Source organism: Lunatibacter salilacus, from assembly GCF_009797935.1.
Taxonomy (GTDB): domain Bacteria; phylum Bacteroidota; class Bacteroidia; order Cytophagales; family Cyclobacteriaceae; genus Lunatibacter; species Lunatibacter salilacus.
The window spans coordinates 48,393-68,685 of record NZ_VOLC01000009.1; the positions used below are offsets into that span (position 1 = coordinate 48,393).

Annotated in this window: 11 protein-coding genes; 6 read left to right on the forward strand and 5 right to left on the reverse strand. The window is 43.1% G+C overall.

The window, feature by feature from the left end; all coding sequences use genetic code 11:
• Nucleotides 1-266 precede the first annotated feature (266 nt).
• The 6 genes from FQ608_RS13280 (at nt 267) to FQ608_RS13305 (ending at nt 10,800) form a co-directional block, all read left to right on the forward strand.
• Nucleotides 267-5,561, forward strand: a complete 5,295-nt coding sequence (locus FQ608_RS13280) for a lamin tail domain-containing protein (RefSeq protein WP_158858727.1) — start codon at nt 267-269, stop codon at nt 5,559-5,561.
• A gap of 64 nt (nt 5,562-5,625) precedes the next feature.
• A complete protein-coding gene (locus tag FQ608_RS13285) occupies nt 5,626-6,615 on the forward strand; it encodes a TRAP transporter substrate-binding protein (protein ID WP_158858728.1) in 990 nt (329 codons plus the stop codon).
• On the forward strand, nt 6,612-7,079 hold the full coding sequence (locus FQ608_RS13290; protein WP_158858729.1) for a TRAP transporter small permease: 468 nt from the start codon (nt 6,612-6,614) through the stop codon (nt 7,077-7,079). The genes FQ608_RS13285 and FQ608_RS13290 overlap by 4 nt, the downstream gene beginning before the upstream one ends.
• Complete coding sequence (locus FQ608_RS13295) at nt 7,080-8,354, forward strand: TRAP transporter large permease (protein WP_158858730.1); 1,275 nt, start codon at nt 7,080-7,082, stop codon at nt 8,352-8,354.
• 197 nt (nt 8,355-8,551) lie between these two features.
• Nucleotides 8,552-9,007, forward strand: coding sequence for an Hsp20/alpha crystallin family protein (locus FQ608_RS13300; RefSeq protein WP_158858731.1), 456 nt, complete (start codon nt 8,552-8,554; stop codon nt 9,005-9,007).
• Between the two features lie 200 nt (nt 9,008-9,207).
• Nucleotides 9,208-10,800, forward strand: a complete 1,593-nt coding sequence (locus FQ608_RS13305) for a DUF5060 domain-containing protein (protein WP_158858732.1) — start codon at nt 9,208-9,210, stop codon at nt 10,798-10,800.
• A gap of 58 nt (nt 10,801-10,858) precedes the next feature.
• On the opposite strand, the gene FQ608_RS13310 is transcribed toward FQ608_RS13305, so the two are convergent.
• The 5 genes from FQ608_RS13310 to mutY all read right to left on the reverse strand — a co-directional run bounded on the left by FQ608_RS13310 (nt 10,859) and on the right by mutY (nt 20,257).
• Nucleotides 10,859-12,337, reverse strand: coding sequence for a glutamate synthase subunit beta (locus FQ608_RS13310; protein ID WP_158858733.1), 1,479 nt, complete (start codon nt 12,335-12,337; stop codon nt 10,859-10,861).
• Between the two features lies 1 nt (nt 12,338).
• The gene (gene gltB, locus FQ608_RS13315) at nt 12,339-16,829 is read right to left on the reverse strand and encodes a glutamate synthase large subunit (protein ID WP_158858734.1); all 4,491 of its coding nucleotides are present in this window, start codon (nt 16,827-16,829) and stop codon (nt 12,339-12,341) included.
• A gap of 370 nt (nt 16,830-17,199) precedes the next feature.
• Complete coding sequence (gene gldE, locus FQ608_RS13320; RefSeq protein ID WP_158858735.1) at nt 17,200-18,543, reverse strand: gliding motility-associated protein GldE; 1,344 nt, start codon at nt 18,541-18,543, stop codon at nt 17,200-17,202.
• A 129-nt stretch (nt 18,544-18,672) separates the two neighbouring features.
• Entirely contained in the window at nt 18,673-19,128 is a 456-nt protein-coding gene (locus FQ608_RS13325; protein WP_158858736.1) for a single-stranded DNA-binding protein, read from the reverse strand.
• A 55-nt stretch (nt 19,129-19,183) separates the two neighbouring features.
• A complete protein-coding gene (gene mutY / locus FQ608_RS13330; protein ID WP_158858737.1) occupies nt 19,184-20,257 on the reverse strand; it encodes an A/G-specific adenine glycosylase in 1,074 nt (357 codons plus the stop codon).
• Nucleotides 20,258-20,293: the final 36 nt, after the last annotated feature.

Sequence of the window (20,293 nt, forward strand, 5' to 3'; positions counted from 1 at the left end):
AAGGACACTGAGAATTTTCTGAAAAACTCTGTGCTCTTGTGTCCTTAGTGGTCTATAATTCATGCATTTCACTTAAATTAACCTCTAGATAATGTTTCCCCCAAAGTCAATTTTCGAATAGAACCACATAGAACTGGGAGGTAACGCAGAGGACACGGAGATTTTTTTAAAAAACTCTGTGCTCTTTGTGCCTTCTTTGAGTCCTTTGTGGTCTCTTTTTTTTACCAAGTATGGTTTTTACTTATATTTATTCTTAAATTAACCTCATGAAAGCCTTGTTTTTTGTATGGGGTTTTTTTGCTTTTTCCATACTAGGTTTTAAACTTTTGCCTAAAACCGAAACGTTGGCGCTTCAGGATTTTGAAAGCAATTTTGTAATAACGGATTATCCTGAAGAATTTTTACCCGGTTGGTCAGCCAACGAAGTACGCTCAGGTACATCGCGGGTTTTCCGTGCCCAGGGAAAAGGCATTAACGCCTCCACCGCCTTGGGAGTTCAGACCATAGGCAGTTTCGATGCGCAAATTTATATAAAAACATCCACTATTGGACTGAAAAGCAATAGAATTTCCTTTTGGGCCAGAACAGAACGTAACGGAAGCGGCAATAGGCCTGTGAACCTTGCCTATTCCTTTAGTTTTCCTCCCCAGCAAAATTCGTCGGAGAAATTCCCCATTGGTGACTCGGCTAGTTTTCCAAACGCGGATACCGAATACCGGGAATTTGAATTATTTATTCCTGAGGGTTTTATGGAGCAGGAAGGTATTATTATCCATTTAGAAGTGAATTATGGGGAAGGGGGCGGCAGTGCGGCGAGGTTTTATATGGATGACTGGGTTTTTCATGGAGCGGAAGATGCAGATGATGTCGACATACCCGAAACTTCACCTGAGGAAGAATTGCCATTGGCAATCACGGGTATTCAGCAGGTAGATGAATATTCCTTAGAAGTAATCTTCAACCAGCCCATTCAAGAACCGACAGGAGGATTAATACTTTCCAATGGTTATGGAGCTCCGACATCTGTCCAATTGTCGGAAGAAAGACTATCCCTATCTTTTGAAGATTATCTCTATTCCAATACATATCAGCTGGAGTTGGAACGGGTACAGGTAGCCAATAAAGAGTTAACATTGGAGAATGCAGCTTACTCATTTGAAATCAATTTTCCCACTCCGGTTGGGGCGGTTATCATCAATGAGTTTATGGCAGATCCAAATCCCAAGTCTCTGAGCCCTCCCCAATCAGCTTTGCCAACAGCTGCAAATGATGAATATATAGAATTATATAACCGGATGGACAAGCCCATTCGTGTAAAGGATTTCACATATAATGGAGGGATAATAGAAGACGCCGTTATTCCACCAACCTCCCTCTTGCTGCTAGCGGCGGCTTCGAAGAAGGAAACCTTTAGCAGTTTTGGAACAGCCGCTTCAGTAGCTCCATTCCGTGCCCTACCCAATTCCTCGGGGGAGATAATTCTTGCGGATCCTTTTGGAAATGTAATAGATAGTCTCAGTTATGATACCTCTTGGTATCAGCATGCCCAGAAATCACAAGGCGGTTGGTCTCTGGAACGAATCAATCCCCAGCAATCCTGTAGTGATTCCTTCAACTGGAAGGCTAGCGAATCGGCTACGGGTGGAACCCCAGGCAGCCAAAACTCACTATATTCCTTGGAACCTGACGATCGTCCTTTTGACATTATCCGTCTCATTCCAATTAGCGACAACAAGCTGGAAATTTCCTTTTCCAAATTGCTTCCTGAAACAGTATTGATTCTTGATGATATGACAATTGACGGTCACGTCACCCACATTGATTCTGCTTCCCAAAATACAATTTGGCTAAACCTGGCAAATCAACTTATATCCGGAAAGAGACATGTTTTAAGTTTGGGAAGTTTCACAGACTGCTATGGCCAAAATCCGAAATCAAGTGAGTATATCTTCGTTTACGACACGGATCCGCCTAAGCTACTACATGTGGGTGGACTTGCGCCCAATGAAGTTCGGCTATATTATGACGAAGCCTTGAGGCCAAATTCCGTGGACAAATCTTCCTCTTTTGAAATTGAGTCCTTTCAGGGAGAAATTACCCAGGTAATCCAATCTAGTGAATATCAATTAACGTTGATTCTGAACCGACCTTTACAGCTTGATAGTTCCTATGTATTGATAGTTGAAGGAGTTGCGGATACCTTTGGAAATGTGCAGCCAAGGACTGTTTTTCCTTTTTATTGGGAAGACGGGTTGGACTCGGTTTATTTTGCCTCCCCGACCTCCCTGTTTGTCAAGTTTGATCAGCCGGTTAACGCTGACAGTGCCCGTCTTAGGCGCAATTATTTCCTTAACCGGAACCTCGGAACTCCAAACGTGGTACTTCCCGAACCCGACGATCCCACCACCTTTCAATTGTTTTATGAGCAACAATTTCCTACAAATCTACCAATAGAGGTGCAAGTGACAGGTATGGTTTCCGAGGAGGGGAAATATCTAAGTACGCATAAAAGATCCTTTACTTGGGATACAAGGGCTATTGCGATCAGTGAAATTCAGGTGTTGGATAGTACTTCCCTGAGGCTGATTTTTAATAAAGGATTGGATGAAAAATGGGTTAATATCCCTCAAAATTTCTTGGTGAACCAAGGAGTTGGAGTTCCGGATCGGATCTATCAACCAACCTCAAATATTCTTGAGTTATTCTTTAAAGATAGCTGGAAGCAACAAACTTCCTATCAAGTTAGCATAAAGGAACTCCGGGATTTATTTGGCCAAGCCATGACCCGAACCCTGAACGGAAGTTTTTTCTATGATACTACCCAGCCTATTCTCGATTCACTATTCTTGCTATCCCCTTATGAACTAGTGCTTCAGTCAAACAAACCGATTGCAGTCCCGGATTCAATCCGGATAAACGGTCAATGGATGACCAATGTGGTACTCAAGGGGGATGATCAATTATTATTAACATCATCACTCCCTTGGAATGCAGGCTGGTTAGAAATTCTGATTCCAACGTTGGAAGATATATCAGGGAATATAGCCAAGGATTTGACGCTAAATTGGGACCACGGAAATGTTAGAATTTCATTTATTAAAATCATCCACGAATCCAGTTTGGTGATAGGTTTTACAGATTATTTAGATCCGGTGACAAGTATCTTTGGAGATAGATACCAGATAAATAATAAATCGGCAAAGGAAGTTGAGTTACTGTCAAGCGGCTACGAAGTTCAACTCCAATTAGACCACCTATTAGTCGAGGGAGATTCACTTAGCTTAGAGGTAAGCGAGGTCCAGACTTTATCTGAAAAAGCGGGTCAAAACCTAGTCTACCACACCGTTTATTCCGACTATATCTCCGATATTTGGGTGGAACAAGCCCAATTGATCAGAATAATCCAAGAGGTCCCCTTGTCGGAACAGAATCCTTTTTTCGGGGAGTTTGAATGGGTTGACGAAACGTTTGAAACAGAGGTATTGGTCAATCCCAGCCAACGAAACCAATTTCAGTTAGTCCTTGACAGGGAACTCCCAAATGACCGAAACCTACAGCTTCGCATTCCGCCACGAATGGGCCGAAATGGAGCTTGGTTACCGGGAAGCCTTCGAACGCTCCGTTGGGACAATACGCCGCCAAAACTACAGTCAGTGGAGGCTTTGAGCGCAAATGAATTTGTCTTGCAATTTGATGAGATGCTAGATCCGGTATTGGCAGTAGTTCCAGGCTTTTATCAGATAAGCGGTCAATCTCCCTCTGAGGTTGTATTTGGGGAGGAAAAACATCTCGTAGTGCTGGTTTTTGATGAAGCTTTTTCTGAGGTGGATTCCCTTACCCTTGTGATTGAGCAGATAGAGGATTTAAACCGGAATTCCGTTAATGAGATTCGGTATAAGTTTGAATTTTCACCCCCGCAGGCTCCATCGTTTCGGCAACTGATAATCAACGAAATAATGCCTGCCCCGAGGGCAGGCGGACTCTTACCAAATGCCGAATATGTGGAATTGTATAATGCTTCCGATTATGAAATTCAACTAAGTGGACTGCGGTTTGGCAATTCCAGAACGTACACCACACTTGCAAGATCAACTCTGGCTCCAGGAGAATTTATCATTCTTTGTCCTCAAAATCAAATAGCCGAATTCTCGAAATATGGCCGTGTAATTGGTTTGTCCCAGTGGCCTACTATGCTTAATGCCGGGGATGAAATGTGGTTGGCAGATCCAAAGGGAAACTTGATAGACCGTGTGAAATATGATAACGGAACCTTTGGTAGTAGCAGTATCGCTCAGGGAGGGTTTAGCCTGGAAATAGTGAATCCCTTCTACCCCTGCGAGACTCCAGCGAATATCCGTCCCTCCCTAGCATCAGAACGGGGCACTCCCGGCCGGATAAATTCTGTATTTGATGGTACTCCCGACCGTATAGCTCCCCGATTACTAAAGGCCGAAGTATATGATTCCACCGAATTGTATATGACCTTTTCTAAACCAGTCACACCCCAAAATCTCCAATCCATTTTCCAAATAAATCCCCAACTGGAAGTGTCCGGCGTAAGGCTCGATGAGGAAAACCCCTATCGTATTTCACTCCAGTTCTCCGAAGAATTCGAATCTAATCAGGCGTATACTGTCACGGTATCAAACTGGAGGGATTGTTCGGGAAATTCGCTCGATCTGGCAGCTAATTTCTACACGTTCAAAATTCCGGGGGTGGCGAAATCGGGAGACGTGGCACTAAACGAGATTTTGTTTAATCCAAAAACCGGAGCGCCGAAATTTGTGGAAATTTATAACTCCTCGAATCAATATATCAACATGAAAAACTGGAAGCTGGCCAATATTGCCAATGGAGAAATTGCCAACAGAAGGGTTATCAGCTCCCAGGATTTAATTCTTGATCCATTTAGTTTTCAAGTACTGACAACTGATGCGACAATTTTAGCGAGCCATTTTCCGAAAGGCAAAGCGGAAACCTTTTACCAGTTACCTTTACCCAGTTACCCTATCAGTAGCGGATCGGTAGTTTTATTAAATCCAGAAGAAGATCTTATCGAACAGTTTGACTACCACGAGCGGTTTCATCATTCGTTTTTACGGGAGTTTCGGGGAGTTTCCTTGGAGCGGTATGCACTGGATGCGCCCGCTAATGACCCCAAAAATTGGCACTCCGCCGCGGCTACTGAAGGCTATGCCACGCCGGGCTATAGAAATTCGCAGGTTTATGATCCGGGTAACCTGGAAAAGGGCATTCATATCTCCCCTCAGGTTTTTATCCCAGATGCAGTCGGCGAAAAACCCTTTACCACTATTTCCTATACCTTGGATCAACCCGGCTTTCTGGCAACCCTTCGCATCTTCAGCCCCAATGGGTTGTTGATTCAGGAGCTTTGCCAAAATGAAGTTTGGGGACAAGAGGGCTTCTATACCTGGGATGGAACTGACCAAAAGGGAAGGCGGGTAGGTGCCGGCTATTATATTGTTTGGGTGGAGATGTTTCACCCGGACGGACGGGTGGAGCAAATTAAAAAAACCGTTGTCGTCGGGACTAAATTTTAACAGTGGAGCCTAATCTTTCCTATTTTTTTGTACTTTCGGCATGATATCCGGCAATCAACCCACTATGAACCTACATAGGCTATTTCTACTTCCTTTTTTATGCGTCACCTTATTGGTGGTATCCTGTGGTACGGACAAAGAGGCTAAACCTGAGCATATTCTTCGTTTTGGGCATCTGGCAAACCGACAGCATGGGTGGCACAAGGCAGCGGAGAAGTTTGCTGAAGAGGTGGAGGCCCGCTCCAACGGGCGAATCGAAGTCAAGGTATATCCGAATGAGCAGTTGGGCAAGGAAATGGATGTGCTTACCGGTATTTTGGTAGGAAGTGCCGATATCATGATCACCGGGGAATCCCTTCAGAGTTGGAGCCTTCCAAATGCCATTCTTTGTGCTACGCCTTTTGCCATCCGTGACTCAGATCACCTCAAAAAGGTGGCTGGCGGTCCATTGGGAAAGGAAATCGAACAACATATTCTGGAAATTTCCGGGTTTCGTCCCATAGCTTGGTTTGAGCGGGGTGCCAGAAATTTGACTGCAAACCGCGCCATTACCCATCCCAGTGAGTTGAACGGAATGATTCTTCGGGTTCCGTCTGTGTCATTATATGTGCAGACTTGGAGTGCTCTCGGAGCCAAGCCAACACCGATGGCCTTCTCCGAAGTCTTTACCGCTTTGCAACAATCCACCATTCATGGCCAGGAAAATCCCTTTGCTCTTATCAAAGACGGCGGACTATATGAAGTTCAAAAGTACTGTATGCTTACGGAGCATGTAAAAAGCTGGGCCTATGTGGTGATGAGTAACAAAAAGTATGAACGGCTTCCACCGGACTTACAAAAAGTTATCGATGAATCTGCCCAGATTATGCACGAATACGAGCATGAACTGTTTTTGGAGCAAGAGGAAGCCGACTATCAGTTTTTGGTGGACAGGGGAATGGAATTTATTGAGGTGGATAAAGAGGCTTTTCGAACCGAAGCCACGAGAGCGGTGATGGAAGCTTTTTCAGAAGAACAAATTGATCTTTTACAACGAATTCAAGCCGTAAAATGATTAGAAACCATTTTCCATATTTAGACAAGGTGCTTTCCTTTTTAGTAGTAAGTAGTTTTATCCTGATGATAGCCGTCGTGGTCTTGCAAATCTTAGCCAGATATGCGTTACCATGGTCTCCCAACTGGACGGAAGAGATGGCCAGGTTTTGTTTTATTTATATGGTCAGTCTCGGGGCGGGGCTTGCCGTTCAAGATAGAGGGTATGTCAGCGTAAATACACTGCTGGACAAATTAAGTCCTCCTGCCAGAAAAAGACTTGAAATCATCATTTTGATATTTGTCATTATCCTTATGCTGACCATGTTCGTAGTCAGCATCCCGCTTGCTCAGATCGTAAGTTTACAAATATCACCCGCCATGCAACTCAACATGTCAATTATGTATGTTTCCATGTCCTGTATGGGATTATTTGTCAGTATTTACAGTATCCTTCAACTTCTCGAACGTATAAAAACCGCCTAGATGACTGCAGTACTTTTTATTGTTTTCCTTATTTTGTTGATTTTAGGATTTCCTATAGCCTTTTCCCTGGGTATTTCGGCCTTTATATACATTCTGTTTAGTGATTTGCCCTTGATGGTGATTCCACAGAAAATGTATGCGGGGATTGATGTTTTTGTATTGCTTTCCATTCCTGGATTTATCCTTGCAGGGAACCTGATGAATGCCAGCGGTATCACCAACCGGATCATTAAATTCTGCAATGCCTTGCTGGGCCATATACGTGGAGGTTTGGGACTGGCAAATGTTGGTGCATCTTTATTGTTTGGGGGAATATCCGGGACCGCTATAGCAGATACCGCAAGCATAGGGTCTGTGATGATTCCCGCAATGAAAAAGGAAGGTTATGACACAGCATTTTCGTGCGCAGTTACTGCATCTTCTTCCACCATTGGACCAATCATTCCTCCCAGCCTTCCCATGATCATCGCTGCGACTTTGACAGGGTTATCAGTGGGAAAACTTTTTATCGCAGGTATTGTGCCTGGAGTATTGTTGGGTGTAGGTTTTATGCTGGTCACGTATATAATATCTGTGAAGAGGCAATATCCCAAAAGTACACGAGCGTCACTTAGCCAAATCGCAAAAAGTTTTTTTCAGGCCTTTTGGGCGATCATGATGACACTGCTCATATTATTTGGGATCATCGGGGGAGTTTTCACACCAACAGAGGCATCGATAGTGGCGGTCGTTTATGCCATGGGTATTGGCCTATGGGTGTATAAAGAGCTTTCATTCAAAGCCATTCCTGCTATCATTTTAAATTCTGCCAAAACAACCGCCTCGCTGATGGTATTGGTGGGTTTTGCCAATCTTTTTGCCTGGATTATGACTGTTGAGGAACTTCCTCAACTGATTGCTGACAGCCTATTAAATTTGACAGAAAATAAAATTCTGATACTCCTGATGATCAACCTCCTGTTGCTTTTTGTGGGGGCATTTATGGAGACAATTGCAGCTTTGTTAATTTTGTTTCCGGTACTCCTGGGTGTAGCTGTGCATGTGGGGGTGGATCCTGTTCAATTTGCAATAATCATGGTATTTAATTTGGTTATAGGACTGACCACACCGCCGGTAGGCGTTTGTTTATTTGTAGCATCCAGTATTGGAAATATTTCCTTGGAAAAAATCGCAAGGGCTGGACTTCCTTTTCTGTTGGTAAGCCTATTCATTTTGATGTTGGTAACCTTTGTCCCTGAAGTTTCACTCTGGTTACCCAGTCTTTTTTATGATTGACCTGATGGCAATCTACCTTTCGCAAAGACAGACTGGAATTAATCCAATATTTAATATGTCGATTTGTCTTTAATGAATCCATATATATGACGTATTGTCCTGGTGGTTAATTGTTTAGGTAGTGTTTTTCTCAATTGGCATATCATTTGAATTTAGTGTCTTTGACAATATGTTTAACCTTAAAACTCTTTGTAGCCATGACACTCTTAAAAGTAGAAAACAACGACAAAAAAAAGCAGATTCCCACCTTTAATACCTGGTTTGACCAGTTATTTGACTTTCCGTCAACCATAGACAGGACAGCAGGATTTGGAAATATGAAAAGTACGTTGCCTGCCGTAAATATCAAAGAAGATGAGAAGTCCTTCCAACTGCAAGTAGCTGCACCCGGTTTTTCAAAAGAGGATTTCAAAATCAGTTATGATCACGAACAGCTGACAATCTCCTCTGAACGCAAGGAAGAGCATGTTCAGGAGGAAAAGGTAACCCGAAGGGAATTTAGCTACCAGTCATTCAGAAGGTCTTTTTACCTTCCTGAGGACATGATAAAGGTAGAGGATATCTCCGCGGAGTATAAAGATGGTATCCTGAATGTTGTTCTTCCGAAAAAAGAACAAGAAAACAAGCAGGCAAAGCAAATTGAAATCAAGTAAGTTATAAATAACATTAAGTAGTATTAAAAAAAGGGGATACGGAGTTATCCCCTTTTTTGATTTTTACGTTTAAATATCATCGCAGGCAGGACATCAAAAAATTTAACTAGGAAATTGTCACACAATTTTATTAAATTATAGCCTTCTATTAATTTTCCAGCTAGTTTGGATTTAACCTTTGGTGGACAACTTCATTGCTTATGAGATCCCAAGCGAATACCCTTCCTTTTTTAATAAAGCTTACTGATGCATTATTTACCAAAATCACCGCCTATTTCACGGTGGGGATGTTTTTAATAGCATCCTGCCAGTCGGCTGATTCCTACGAAAAAGTGGAACGGTGGGATATCTTCGAACTTGAATTAAGGGGTCCTGTGGCTGGTAATCCCTATATGGAGGTTGAACTACATGCTGTTTTTGAGGGGGAGAATGGAAATACAATTCAGGTTCCAGGCTTTTATGATGGAGAAGGAATATTTCGGGTAAGATTTTCACCGGCAGAGGAGGGAGTATGGTCTTACATTACAGTTAGTAATTCTGCAAATCTTGCCGGAAAAACGGGCAAAATTTCCTGCATTGCACCTTCCGGTGAAAATCATGGTCCGTTAAAAATAATAAACACTTATTATTTGCAGTATGCAGACAGTAGTCCTTATTATGGTATCGGCACTACAGCCTATCAGTGGACAAGTGTAAAGCAAAGTATTCAGGAAAAAACGCTGGAAACCTTGCGTGATTCTCCATTTAACAAAATCCGGATGTGTATTTTTCCCAAGGATTATGTCTACGGAAATAAAACCGAACCTTGGGCATATCCTTTTGCAAGGGATAGTGTCACCAATGATTTTACCAAACCAAATGTTGCATTTTTCCAAAATTTTGATAAACGTGTCAAGCAGTTGATGGATATGGGCATTCAGGCCGATGTCATCCTATTCCATCCTTATGATCGGTGGGGCTATGCAGAAATGGGTGCAGAGATGAACGAAAAATACGTCCGGTATGTCATGGCCCGGCTTTCAGCTTACCGGAACGTGTGGTGGTCCTTGGCCAATGAATGGGATGTACCGTCCATTAAGGAGTCAATTGATTGGAAAGGAATAGGGACATTACTTCAGCAGGAAGATCCCCATCAGCGGTTTAGGGGTATTCACAATTGGTACAGTTCCGAAGACCATTTTTATGACCATACGGAATCTTGGATCACACACGTTAGCACCCAAACCTATGAATTTTACAATGCAGAGCGGTGGAGGGAAATGTACCAAAAGCCCCTTCTTTTTGATGAAATGAGGTATGAGGGGGATGTTGAAAGCGGTTGGGGTAATCTAACGGGAGAAGAAATGTCCGCATATTTCTGGATGGCAGGTTTGAGTGGGGGGTATCCCACCCATGGAGACACCTTCAAGAACGATTCAGATGATGAAACCGAAGTGCGTTGGTGGGCTAAAGGAGGGACGCTTATGGGAGAGAGTCCGGATCGGATTGCTTTTTTCAAAAGCATCATGGAAGAGCTGCCAATACGTGAAATGGAACCTAAGCTTATCCCCGGAGAAAATCCAAAAGAACTGATGAAAAACCAATACCTTTTATCCAATCCGGGAGAGATCTACCTAATATTTGCACCAGAGGCTGATCAGGAAATTGTTATGGACCTTCCGGGTGACGGGACGTACAATCTTCAAGTTTTGGATACTTGGGGTATGGAAATTAAAGAAGAGAAACCCATCAATGCAGGGGAATTTAGATTTATAACCAGCGATCCATATACGGCACTAAAATTTGTCCGTTAGGCAATAAAAAAGGCTGTCAAATTCGACAGCCTTTTTTATTTTTTGTTTTCTATTAAAATTAAGGTGAAACACCCGCTTCAGTTTCATATGAATAGAAGGACTGATCCTTCCGAGGGAGGGTGGAAATTCCATTATTTAGGTATTTATCCACTTCTACGGCACATTCTCTACCCTCAGAGATTGCCCATACAACCAGGGACTGACCGCGCCTCATATCGCCCGCAAGGAAAATTTCCGGAACGCTGCTCTTGTAATCCTTAGATTTGGGCAGACCATTTTCCATCATTTCAACTTCAAATGCCTCGAGGAGTGCATTCTGTGGACCTAAATACCCGATAGCCAAAAAGGCTAAATCGCAGGGAAGAACTTTTTCACTGCCTTCGATCTCAAAAAACTGCATCCTGCCATTTTCCTCTTTCCATTCGATCTCTACGATCTTAAGACCTGTTACCTGGCCGGCCTCATTTTGGGTGAATTCCTTGGTAAGTACAGACCACAAACGGTCAGCCCCTTCCTCGTGGGAACTCGACGTTCTCAGCGTCATTGGCCACTCTGGCCATGGATTTAAAGTGGGTCTTCGCTGAGGGGGCTTGGGTAGCAATTCCAATTGGGTAATGGAGGCTGCACCGTGCCTATTCGAGGTGCCGATACAGTCACTGCCTGTATCACCACCACCTATGACGAGTACATGTTTCCCGTTTGCATTAATTGGGTTTTCCGAGATTTCCCCAGAAATAACCTGATTTTGCTTTCCAAGAAAATCCATCGCAAAATAGACCCCTTTTGCCTCCCTTCCAGGGATTTTCAAATCGCGCGGATGTTGGGCGCCTGTGGAGATAACAACTGCGTCAAAATTTTCAAGGATTTCATCAGCTTGAATGCCGACACCTACTTCAGTATCCGTCTTCAGGATGACACCCTCTTCCACCATGATGTTCACCCGTCGGTCTATAACCCACTTTTCCAATTTGAAATCCGGTATGCCATATCGGAGTAGTCCACCAACTTCCTTGTCTTTTTCAAAAAGCGTCACCTCATGACCTGCTTGATTAAGCTGATCTGCCGCCGCCAATCCCGCGGGTCCGGAACCGATGACTGCTACTTTTTTGCCTGTTCTATCTTCTGGAATATGTGGCTTGGCTAGATCCAATTCGTAAGCCTTTTCAGCAATACTTTTTTCGATCAACTCTATCGCTACCGGATCTTTATTGATTCCCAAGACACAACTTGCCTCACAGGGAGCAGGACAAATCCTTCCGGTAAACTCCGGGAAATTGTTTGTGCCCCGCAAAATCTGGAATGCAAGTTCCCAATCTTTGTGGTATACGGCGTCGTTGAAATCTGGTATGACATTCCCTAAAGGACAGCCATTATGACAAAATGGAATCCCACAATCCATACACCTGGCAGCCTGATGGTTCAATACTTTTGGATCCAGGGGTTGATATATCTCCTTAAAATCGTTAATACGATCTTCCGGATTTCTGGATTGGGGTAGTTCCCTATTATATTTTAAGAAGCCTTCTTTATCCGCCATCTTACACTAATGTTTTTGTATTTTCCAATGCTCTTTTTCTTAAAACCTCCTTATAGTCCCTAGGAATGACCTTTATAAACCTTTCTTTGGCTTCGTCCCAATTTTCCAACATCTTTTCCGCAACATTGCTGGAGGTGTTGGATAAATGGTCCTTTAGGGATTTTTTTATCGAGGCAAAATCGTCTTCATTCAATGGGTCAATATCCACCATTTCCTGATTGACGTTTTCTAGGTTATCTTGATATATATAGGCTAAACCTCCGCTCATTCCTGCCGCAAAGTTTCTGCCTATTTCACCTAGGATAACGACCATACCTCCGGTCATATACTCGCAACCATGATCACCGATTCCTTCTACTACGGCATTCACACCTGAGTTACGGACACAAAATCGTTCTCCTGCTTTTCCTTTGATAAAGGCACATCCGGATGTAGCTCCATAAAAGGCCACATTGCCGATAATGATGTTTTCCTCTGCTTTGAAACTGGAGTTTCGGCTGGGGTAAATAATTAATTTACCTCCGGATAGTCCTTTTCCGAAGTAGTCGTTTGCTTCTCCTTCCAATTCAAACGAAATGCCTTTGGCAAGAAAGCCGCCAAATGTCTGACCTGCGGAACCGGAGAATTTGTATTGTATTGTATTCTCGGGTAAGCCTACACTTCCAAATATTTTGGACACCTCATTGGAAAGCATAGCACCTACGGTACGGTCTACGTTTTTGATCTCAAATTTACCAGTTACCGGATTTGCCTGCTCCAAAGCCGGCATGGCCTCTTTAATGAGCTTTCTATCCAGAACCCGTTTCAATTTGAAATCCTGATCGATTTGTTTGTAGATGCCAACATGGTCTGGAACTTCTACTTTATGGAAGATTGGACTAAGGTCTAATTTATCCCATTTCCAATGGTTCAGGTATCCGGTCGCTTTTAGGACATCGCTTTGGCCGACCATTTCATCCACGGTACGGAAGCCAAGTGAAGCCATGATTTCGCGTAGATCTTCTGCTAAAAAGCGGAAGAAATTGACCACGTGCTCCGGCTTGCCTGTAAATAATTTCCTAAGTTCAGGATTCTGTGTTGCCACACCGACAGGACATGTATTTAAGTGGCACTTACGCATCATGATACATCCTTCCACAACCAGTGCTCCAGTAGAAATACCCCACTCCTCGGCCCCCAATAAGGTGGCAATGGCTAGGTCCCTACCAGTTCGCAGTTGGCCGTCGGTCTGTAGAGTTACCCGGCTACGTAGGTTGTTTTTAACCAAGGTCTGATGGGCCTCGGAAAGTCCAAGTTCCCAAGGCAATCCTGCATGGCGGATAGAACTCAAAGGAGAAGCACCGGTACCTCCATCTGCTCCTGAGATCAGAATAACGTCCGATTGTGCTTTGGCTACTCCCGCCGCAACCGTTCCGACTCCGGCTTGGGAAACCAACTTAACGTTGATTCTCGCCTTACGGTTGGCGTTTTTCAGGTCATAAATCAGCTGAGCCAAGTCTTCAATGGAGTAAATATCGTGGTGTGGTGGAGGGGAAATCAACCCTACACCCGGTGTAGAGTGCCGAACTCTGCCTATCCAATCGTCAACTTTGTGACCTGGAAGCTGACCGCCTTCGCCAGGTTTTGCACCTTGGGCCATTTTGATTTGGAGTTCTTCCGCATTAGTCAAGTAGTTGCTGGTGACGCCGAATCGGCCTGACGCTACCTGCTTGATTGCCGATCTTTCCCAATCACCATTTTCCTTTCTTTCGAAACGGACTTCATCCTCCCCACCTTCCCCGCTGTTGCTTTTGGCACCGATGCGGTTCATGGCAATAGCCAAGGTAGAATGGGCCTCATGGGATATAGATCCAAAGGACATGGCACCTGTGGCAAAGCGCTTCATAATCTTTTCAGACGGTTCTACCTCATCCAAAGGAATAGAAATTCTCTTTTTGAATTCAAACAACCCCCTTAGTGTGAGGGCATCTTTGGTTTGATCGTTGATTTTTTCGGCAAACTTTTTATAAAGCCGAAAATCATTGTTCTGGGTAGACTTCTGAAGCAAATGAATCGTTTCTGGATTGAAGAGGTGTTTTTCTCCCCTTCTTTTCCACTGATAGACTCCTCCCGCCTCTAGAATGGGGCTTTCAGTATGGTACGCTGCATGATGTCTCAGCAATACCTCTTCGGCCAATTCGTCAAAGGATATTCCGCTAATCCTGCTGATCGTACCTTTGAAGCATCTTTGGATTACCTCTGGGCCCAAGCCAACTGCCTCAAAAATTTGCGCACCTTGGTAAGACTGTAGCGTACTAATTCCCATTTTTGAAAGTACTTTGAGCAATCCTTTACCAATCGCCGCCTTGTAATTTTCAAACAGTTTCTTTTGGGGGATAGCTGCAGTCAGCATCTCTTCCTCGTTGAGATGGAGAAGTGTTTCAAGGGCTAAGTAAGGGTTGATAGCACTTGCACCGTATCCAATTACCGTTGCAAAATGATGTGTCTCCCGAATATCTCCTGCTTCGACGACAATACCCGCCCTGGTCCTGATTTTTTGATTAACTAAATGGTGGTGTACGGCTCCGACTGCAAGCAGAGAAGGTATGGGAGCTGTGCCCTCATGACTGTCTCTGTCGGAAATAATCAGAATATTTTTTCCTTGACCGATGGCTTCCTCGGCCTCCTGACAGATTTTATCGAGTGCTTCCAACATTCTGCCTGGCTGATGGTCTGCAATAAAATGCGCTTGGAGTGTATGGGAATGATATCCTTTGGATTCTAAATGTCTTAGTTTCTCAAGGTCTTCATTTAGAAGTACCGGCTGGGAAATATGTATCTGTTTGGTGTGTTTCGGACTTTCTTCCAGGATATTGTGGCTTTCCCCAATCCTAGTAAACAGAGACATCACCAACCTTTCCCTTATTGGGTCGATAGGGGGATTGGAAACTTGCGCAAATAGCTGCTTGAAGTAGTTGGAGATATGTTGACTTTGTTTTGACAAAACGGCCAAAGGTGTATCTGCACCCATCGATCCTATTGGTTCGTAGCCGGTGTCCCCCATCGGTGCAAGGATTACCTTTAAATCCTCTTGGGTATAACCAAAGACGGTTTGTCGTTTTTTGATCTCCGCTACCGTATAGGGGAAAGAGAGTGATTTTGGTGCTGGGATCAGTCTGAGCTTAAGACGTTGTTTTCTAATCCAACCTTCGTAAGGCTTATTGTCACATACTTCCCGCTTCACTTCCTCATCGAAGGACACCTCTCCCTTGTCCAAGTCGGCCAATATCATACGTCCGGGGCTTACCCGGCCTTTTTCTATAATGGTGGACTCCCGGATTGGCAAGGCACCAGCCTCAGAAGAAAGGATTAATCTGTCATCCGAAGTGATAAAGTATCTCAACGGTCTTAGCCCATTTCTGTCCAGGGTAGCTCCTAGTGAATTGCCGTCAGTAAATAACAGTGCCGCCGGACCATCCCACGGTTCAACTAAGGCAGCATGAAACTTATAAAAGGCCTTTCTCTCCCGATCCATTGTTTCGTTATCCTGCCAAGCCTCCGGAACCAGCATCATCATAACATGGGGAAGACTTCGTCCACTGAGTGTGAGAAGTTCTACCATGGCATCCAAATTTGCAGAATCGGAATTTTTTGCATTGGTGATGGGCATAAGCATCTGTAACTCCTTATCGGTAAAAAACGAGCTCTTCATCAAAGTTTCCTTTGATCTCATTTTGTTGAGGTTACCCCGGATGGTGTTAATTTCCCCGTTGTGGGACAGATACCTAAAAGGTTGCGCCAATCTCCAGTTTGGAAAGGTGTTGGTAGAGAAGCGGGAATGGACTACGGCAATGGCAGAAGTCAGTTTGTTATTTTGGAGGTCTTTGTAAAATGGCAAAACCTGATCGGTTCGCAACTGACCCTTATATATCAGCGTTTTGCTACTAAAACTGGCAAAATAAAAGGCATCATTTACCCCAGGAATGGTAGAGTTGATTTCCATGGTGGCAAAGTTGCGCAAAACATATAGTTTTCTCTCTAGTTCTAGGCCTAATAGACCGTCCTTATGTTTCACAAAGACCTGCTCGATGTTTGGCATTACCTCCAACGCACCTGAACCAGGGACGGTCTCATCTGTCGGTACTTCTCTATATCCTATGACCTCAAAGTCAAGATCTTTAATGATCTTATTAAGCTGTTCTTTTGACTTTTTGTAAAGTTGCCTATTCCGGGGAAAGAAAACCATTCCTACCCCATAACTGCCATCCTCAGGCAAAGTAAATCCTAATCTGTTGGTCACTTCCTTCAGAAACGGGTGTGGCATTTGAATTAGTATACCGGCACCGTCTCCAGTTTTAGGATCACTTCCTCTTCCTCCCCTATGCTCCATATTGCTTAGCATAAGCAATGCGTCGCTTATCGTTTCATGGCTTTTTATGCCCTTCACGTTAACAACGCTACCAATTCCACAGGAGTCGTGCTCAAATTCCGAACGATATAATCCTTGAATCATTATATATTATTTTAATAAATGTGTTATCAATCGAGTTGAATAATTTACAATAAATTTTTCTTTTTTTAAAATCTAGGCATTAAAGGTAAAATAAAAATGAAATAATAACCGTGAAATACGGAAAAAGTTATCATAACTGGAATTGACCGTCTTAAAGCCAATTTAACCAAATTTCAAAAAATACACGTTAAATTTGTAAATTTTGGAACAAACAATAACCGAAAATGCGAATTTGCCTAGGATTTATTAAGAAATAGCTGCCTGTAAATTGTATCTTTAAATATAAGTGAAAAAATCAACTTTTTCATTTTTTATTTTCTTAACGCCAATAATTACAAAAGTGGGCGGAATCGATTGACCCAATGGTACCTTAGCTGGGGAGTTTTTCCTGGTCAAGAGGTTGCACTAGGGTGATTTTGACCTTTTTAATCCTGCGGGTATCAACGGCCAAGATTAGAAAATCAAAATTTTTGTATTTGATTTTAGTTCCGTTTTTTGGGAGATTGGAATTTATTTCCAAAAGCAGGCCACCCAAAGATTCACTGTCGCCTTTCACTTCGTCAAAAACCTGATTGTCTAAGTCCAGTTTTTTGCAAAAATCATTAAGGGACACTTTACCCTCAAAGATATACGTGCTATCATCGATTTTTTGATAGATAATCTCTTCATCATCGTCAAACTCGTCGTTGATCTCTCCAATAATTTCTTCAATTAAGTCTTCTAAAGTAATTAATCCGGAGGTTCCGCCATATTCGTCGACTACTATCGCCATATGCACCCGTTTCTTTTTAAAGTCCTTAAGAAGGGAGTCCACTTTTTTGTTTTCAGGGACAAAAAATCCCTTCCGAATCAGGTTTTGCCATTCAAAGTCTTCATTTTTTTCGATGTAATTCAGAAGGTCCTTAATATAAAGAATGCCGAGGATATTGTCAATGGTTTCCTCATATACAGGAATCCTCGAATAACCGCTCTTATTGATTTTATCCATTAATTCGTGATAGTCCGTTTCCGAGTCCACCGCCGTAATGTCCATTCGGGACTGCATTACCTGCTTGACGGTAAGGGTCCCAAAGTTAAATATCCCTTTAAGGATGTCCTTTTCTCCTATACTGGTTTCGTCAGCGGTAATTTCCAGTGCCTGATGAAGTTCGTTGACGGAGAGAGAGTACCCTTTCCGCTCAATTCTCTTTTCAATAACATCGCTTATCGTCATTAAAAATGCGGAAACAGGACTTAATAGGGTGGAGAAAAACCCTAAAGGCTTGGCCATTAATTTGGAGAATTCTACCCGGGCGGTATTAGCATATACCTTGGGAACTACCTCACCAACGAATACGATGGCAATAGTAACTCCGATGGTTTGAATAGCCAAAATGAGGAAACCTGTGGCATTGTCCCCAAAAAGCGCCCAAGTGAAAAAAGTGGACAAAGTAACTATACTGATATTGATGAGGTTGTTCAAGATCAAAATAGTGCTCAATAGCTTTTGTGGAGTTTCAATCAGAGCAATCACTTCCTTGGATGATTCGCTTTCTTCCTGTTCCAGCACATTCAAGTCATGGTGATCTAATGAGAAAAAAGCAACCTCCGATCCAGAAACCAAGGCTGAAAGCAATAATAGTAAAACAAATACAAACCCATTAATAAGGATGTAGCTGGTTGAAAGCGGTTGTAACTCAACGAATGATAACAAACTCGGGTAGGGGTCGTCCATTAACTAAATCAAAGATTTTTACAAAATTAATAATTTTTATTGGAATTGGGACAAAAGTATTTTTTCCTTATTCCTAGAAATCAAATACTTCAGTCCCAATTTCTTTACCAATAAGCCAATTTGGGAAAATTAGAATGGTAGATCATCCATTTCTTCATCCATGCTCGGCGCCGAAGAACTCGCCATTGCCGGCTTTCCTTCAGCTTGCTTGTAATTACTACCCGAATCGTTCATTCCACCGCTTTCTCCACTGCTGCGGGAACCTAACATGGTAAAACTCAGGACACGGATTCGGACTTTTTTTCTGTTGTTGCCTTGCTCGTCCTGCCAGGTGTCTGTTTTTATTTTACCTTCTACATAAATCTGACTACCTTTCTTCAGGTATTGTTCTGCTATTTTAGCTTGTCCATCCCATAATTCCAGATCATGCCATTCGGTATTTTCTACCCGCTGTCCATTTTTGTCCTTGTAAGCCTCTGTAGTGGCAAGGGTCAGGTTGGCGACAACGCTACCGCTTTCCAGATGTTTCACTTCGGGATCTTTACCTAAGTTCCCTACTAAAATTACTTTGTTTACTCCGGCCATTTTATTTAAATTGGTTTAAATGGTTAACGAAAAGTTTACTCCTAAATTTACGAAATTATTTTTGATCATTCAAATAGTTCACAATGAGTTTCGGTTTTCCGTATGTTTCCAATTGATCTTCCCCAACTAGGGAATATCCGTTTTTTTCTACCCAGTAAGTCAGTTCGTTACGATAGATTGGATCTACACCGACATTTACAAATCCTGCAATCAACACCTGATGGGAAAGGATGTGTTTATAGGGTTTTTGGTTCGGAAAATTGACCTTCGGATTTAATGTCTTCAGCTCTTCGATGAGGGAACTTGAATCCGGATCCTGTCCCATTCCTTCTGTGTGCTCTTCCAGCGGAAAGTCAACCAGACCCATCCAAATATCGTTCCCCGTTCGCTTATTTATCACCACTTCTTTTCCACATTGAATGTGGAAATATTGAAAAAACCGCTTTCTTGTTTTGGTCTTCCCTGCCTTGACTGGGAATTTTTCTACTGCTCTATTTGAAAAGGCAAAACAGGTGGGTTGAAGTGGACAGGAGTTACAATCGGGATTCTTTGGCACGCATTGCAGCGCACCAAACTCCATTATCGCCTGATTATAAATGTCGGGGTTGTCTTCGGGGATAAGCTGGTTTGCCAGTTTTTCAAACACTTTTTTTCCACCGCTGCTTCCAATATCATCTTCAATCCCAAAGTATCTACCCAACACGCGGAACACATTTCCGTCGACTACGGCCACTTGCTGTCCAAAAGCAAATGACGCGATAGCAGCCGCAGTATATGGTCCCACTCCTTTTAAAGAAAGTAGCTCTCTGTAGGATTGCGGAAAATCCCCTCCATGTTCTTGGACGATAGATTTGGCACAGGCATGTAAATTTCGAGCGCGACTGTAATATCCCAGCCCTTGCCAGCATCGGAGAATTTCCTCTTCTGGAGCTGAGGCCAAATCCTGCACGGAGGGGAATCTTTCAAGAAAAAGAGAGAAATAAGGCAAACCTTGGGCCACCCGGGTTTGCTGCAAGATAATTTCAGACAACCAAATGATATATGGATCTTTGGTGTTTCTCCATGGTAGTTCCCTACAGTTATCCGGGTACCAGTGGAGCAGTTGATTCGTGAAGTAGCTGATATTCAAAACTTTTACTTTGGGGTGAAACTCCGTTTAAGAAAC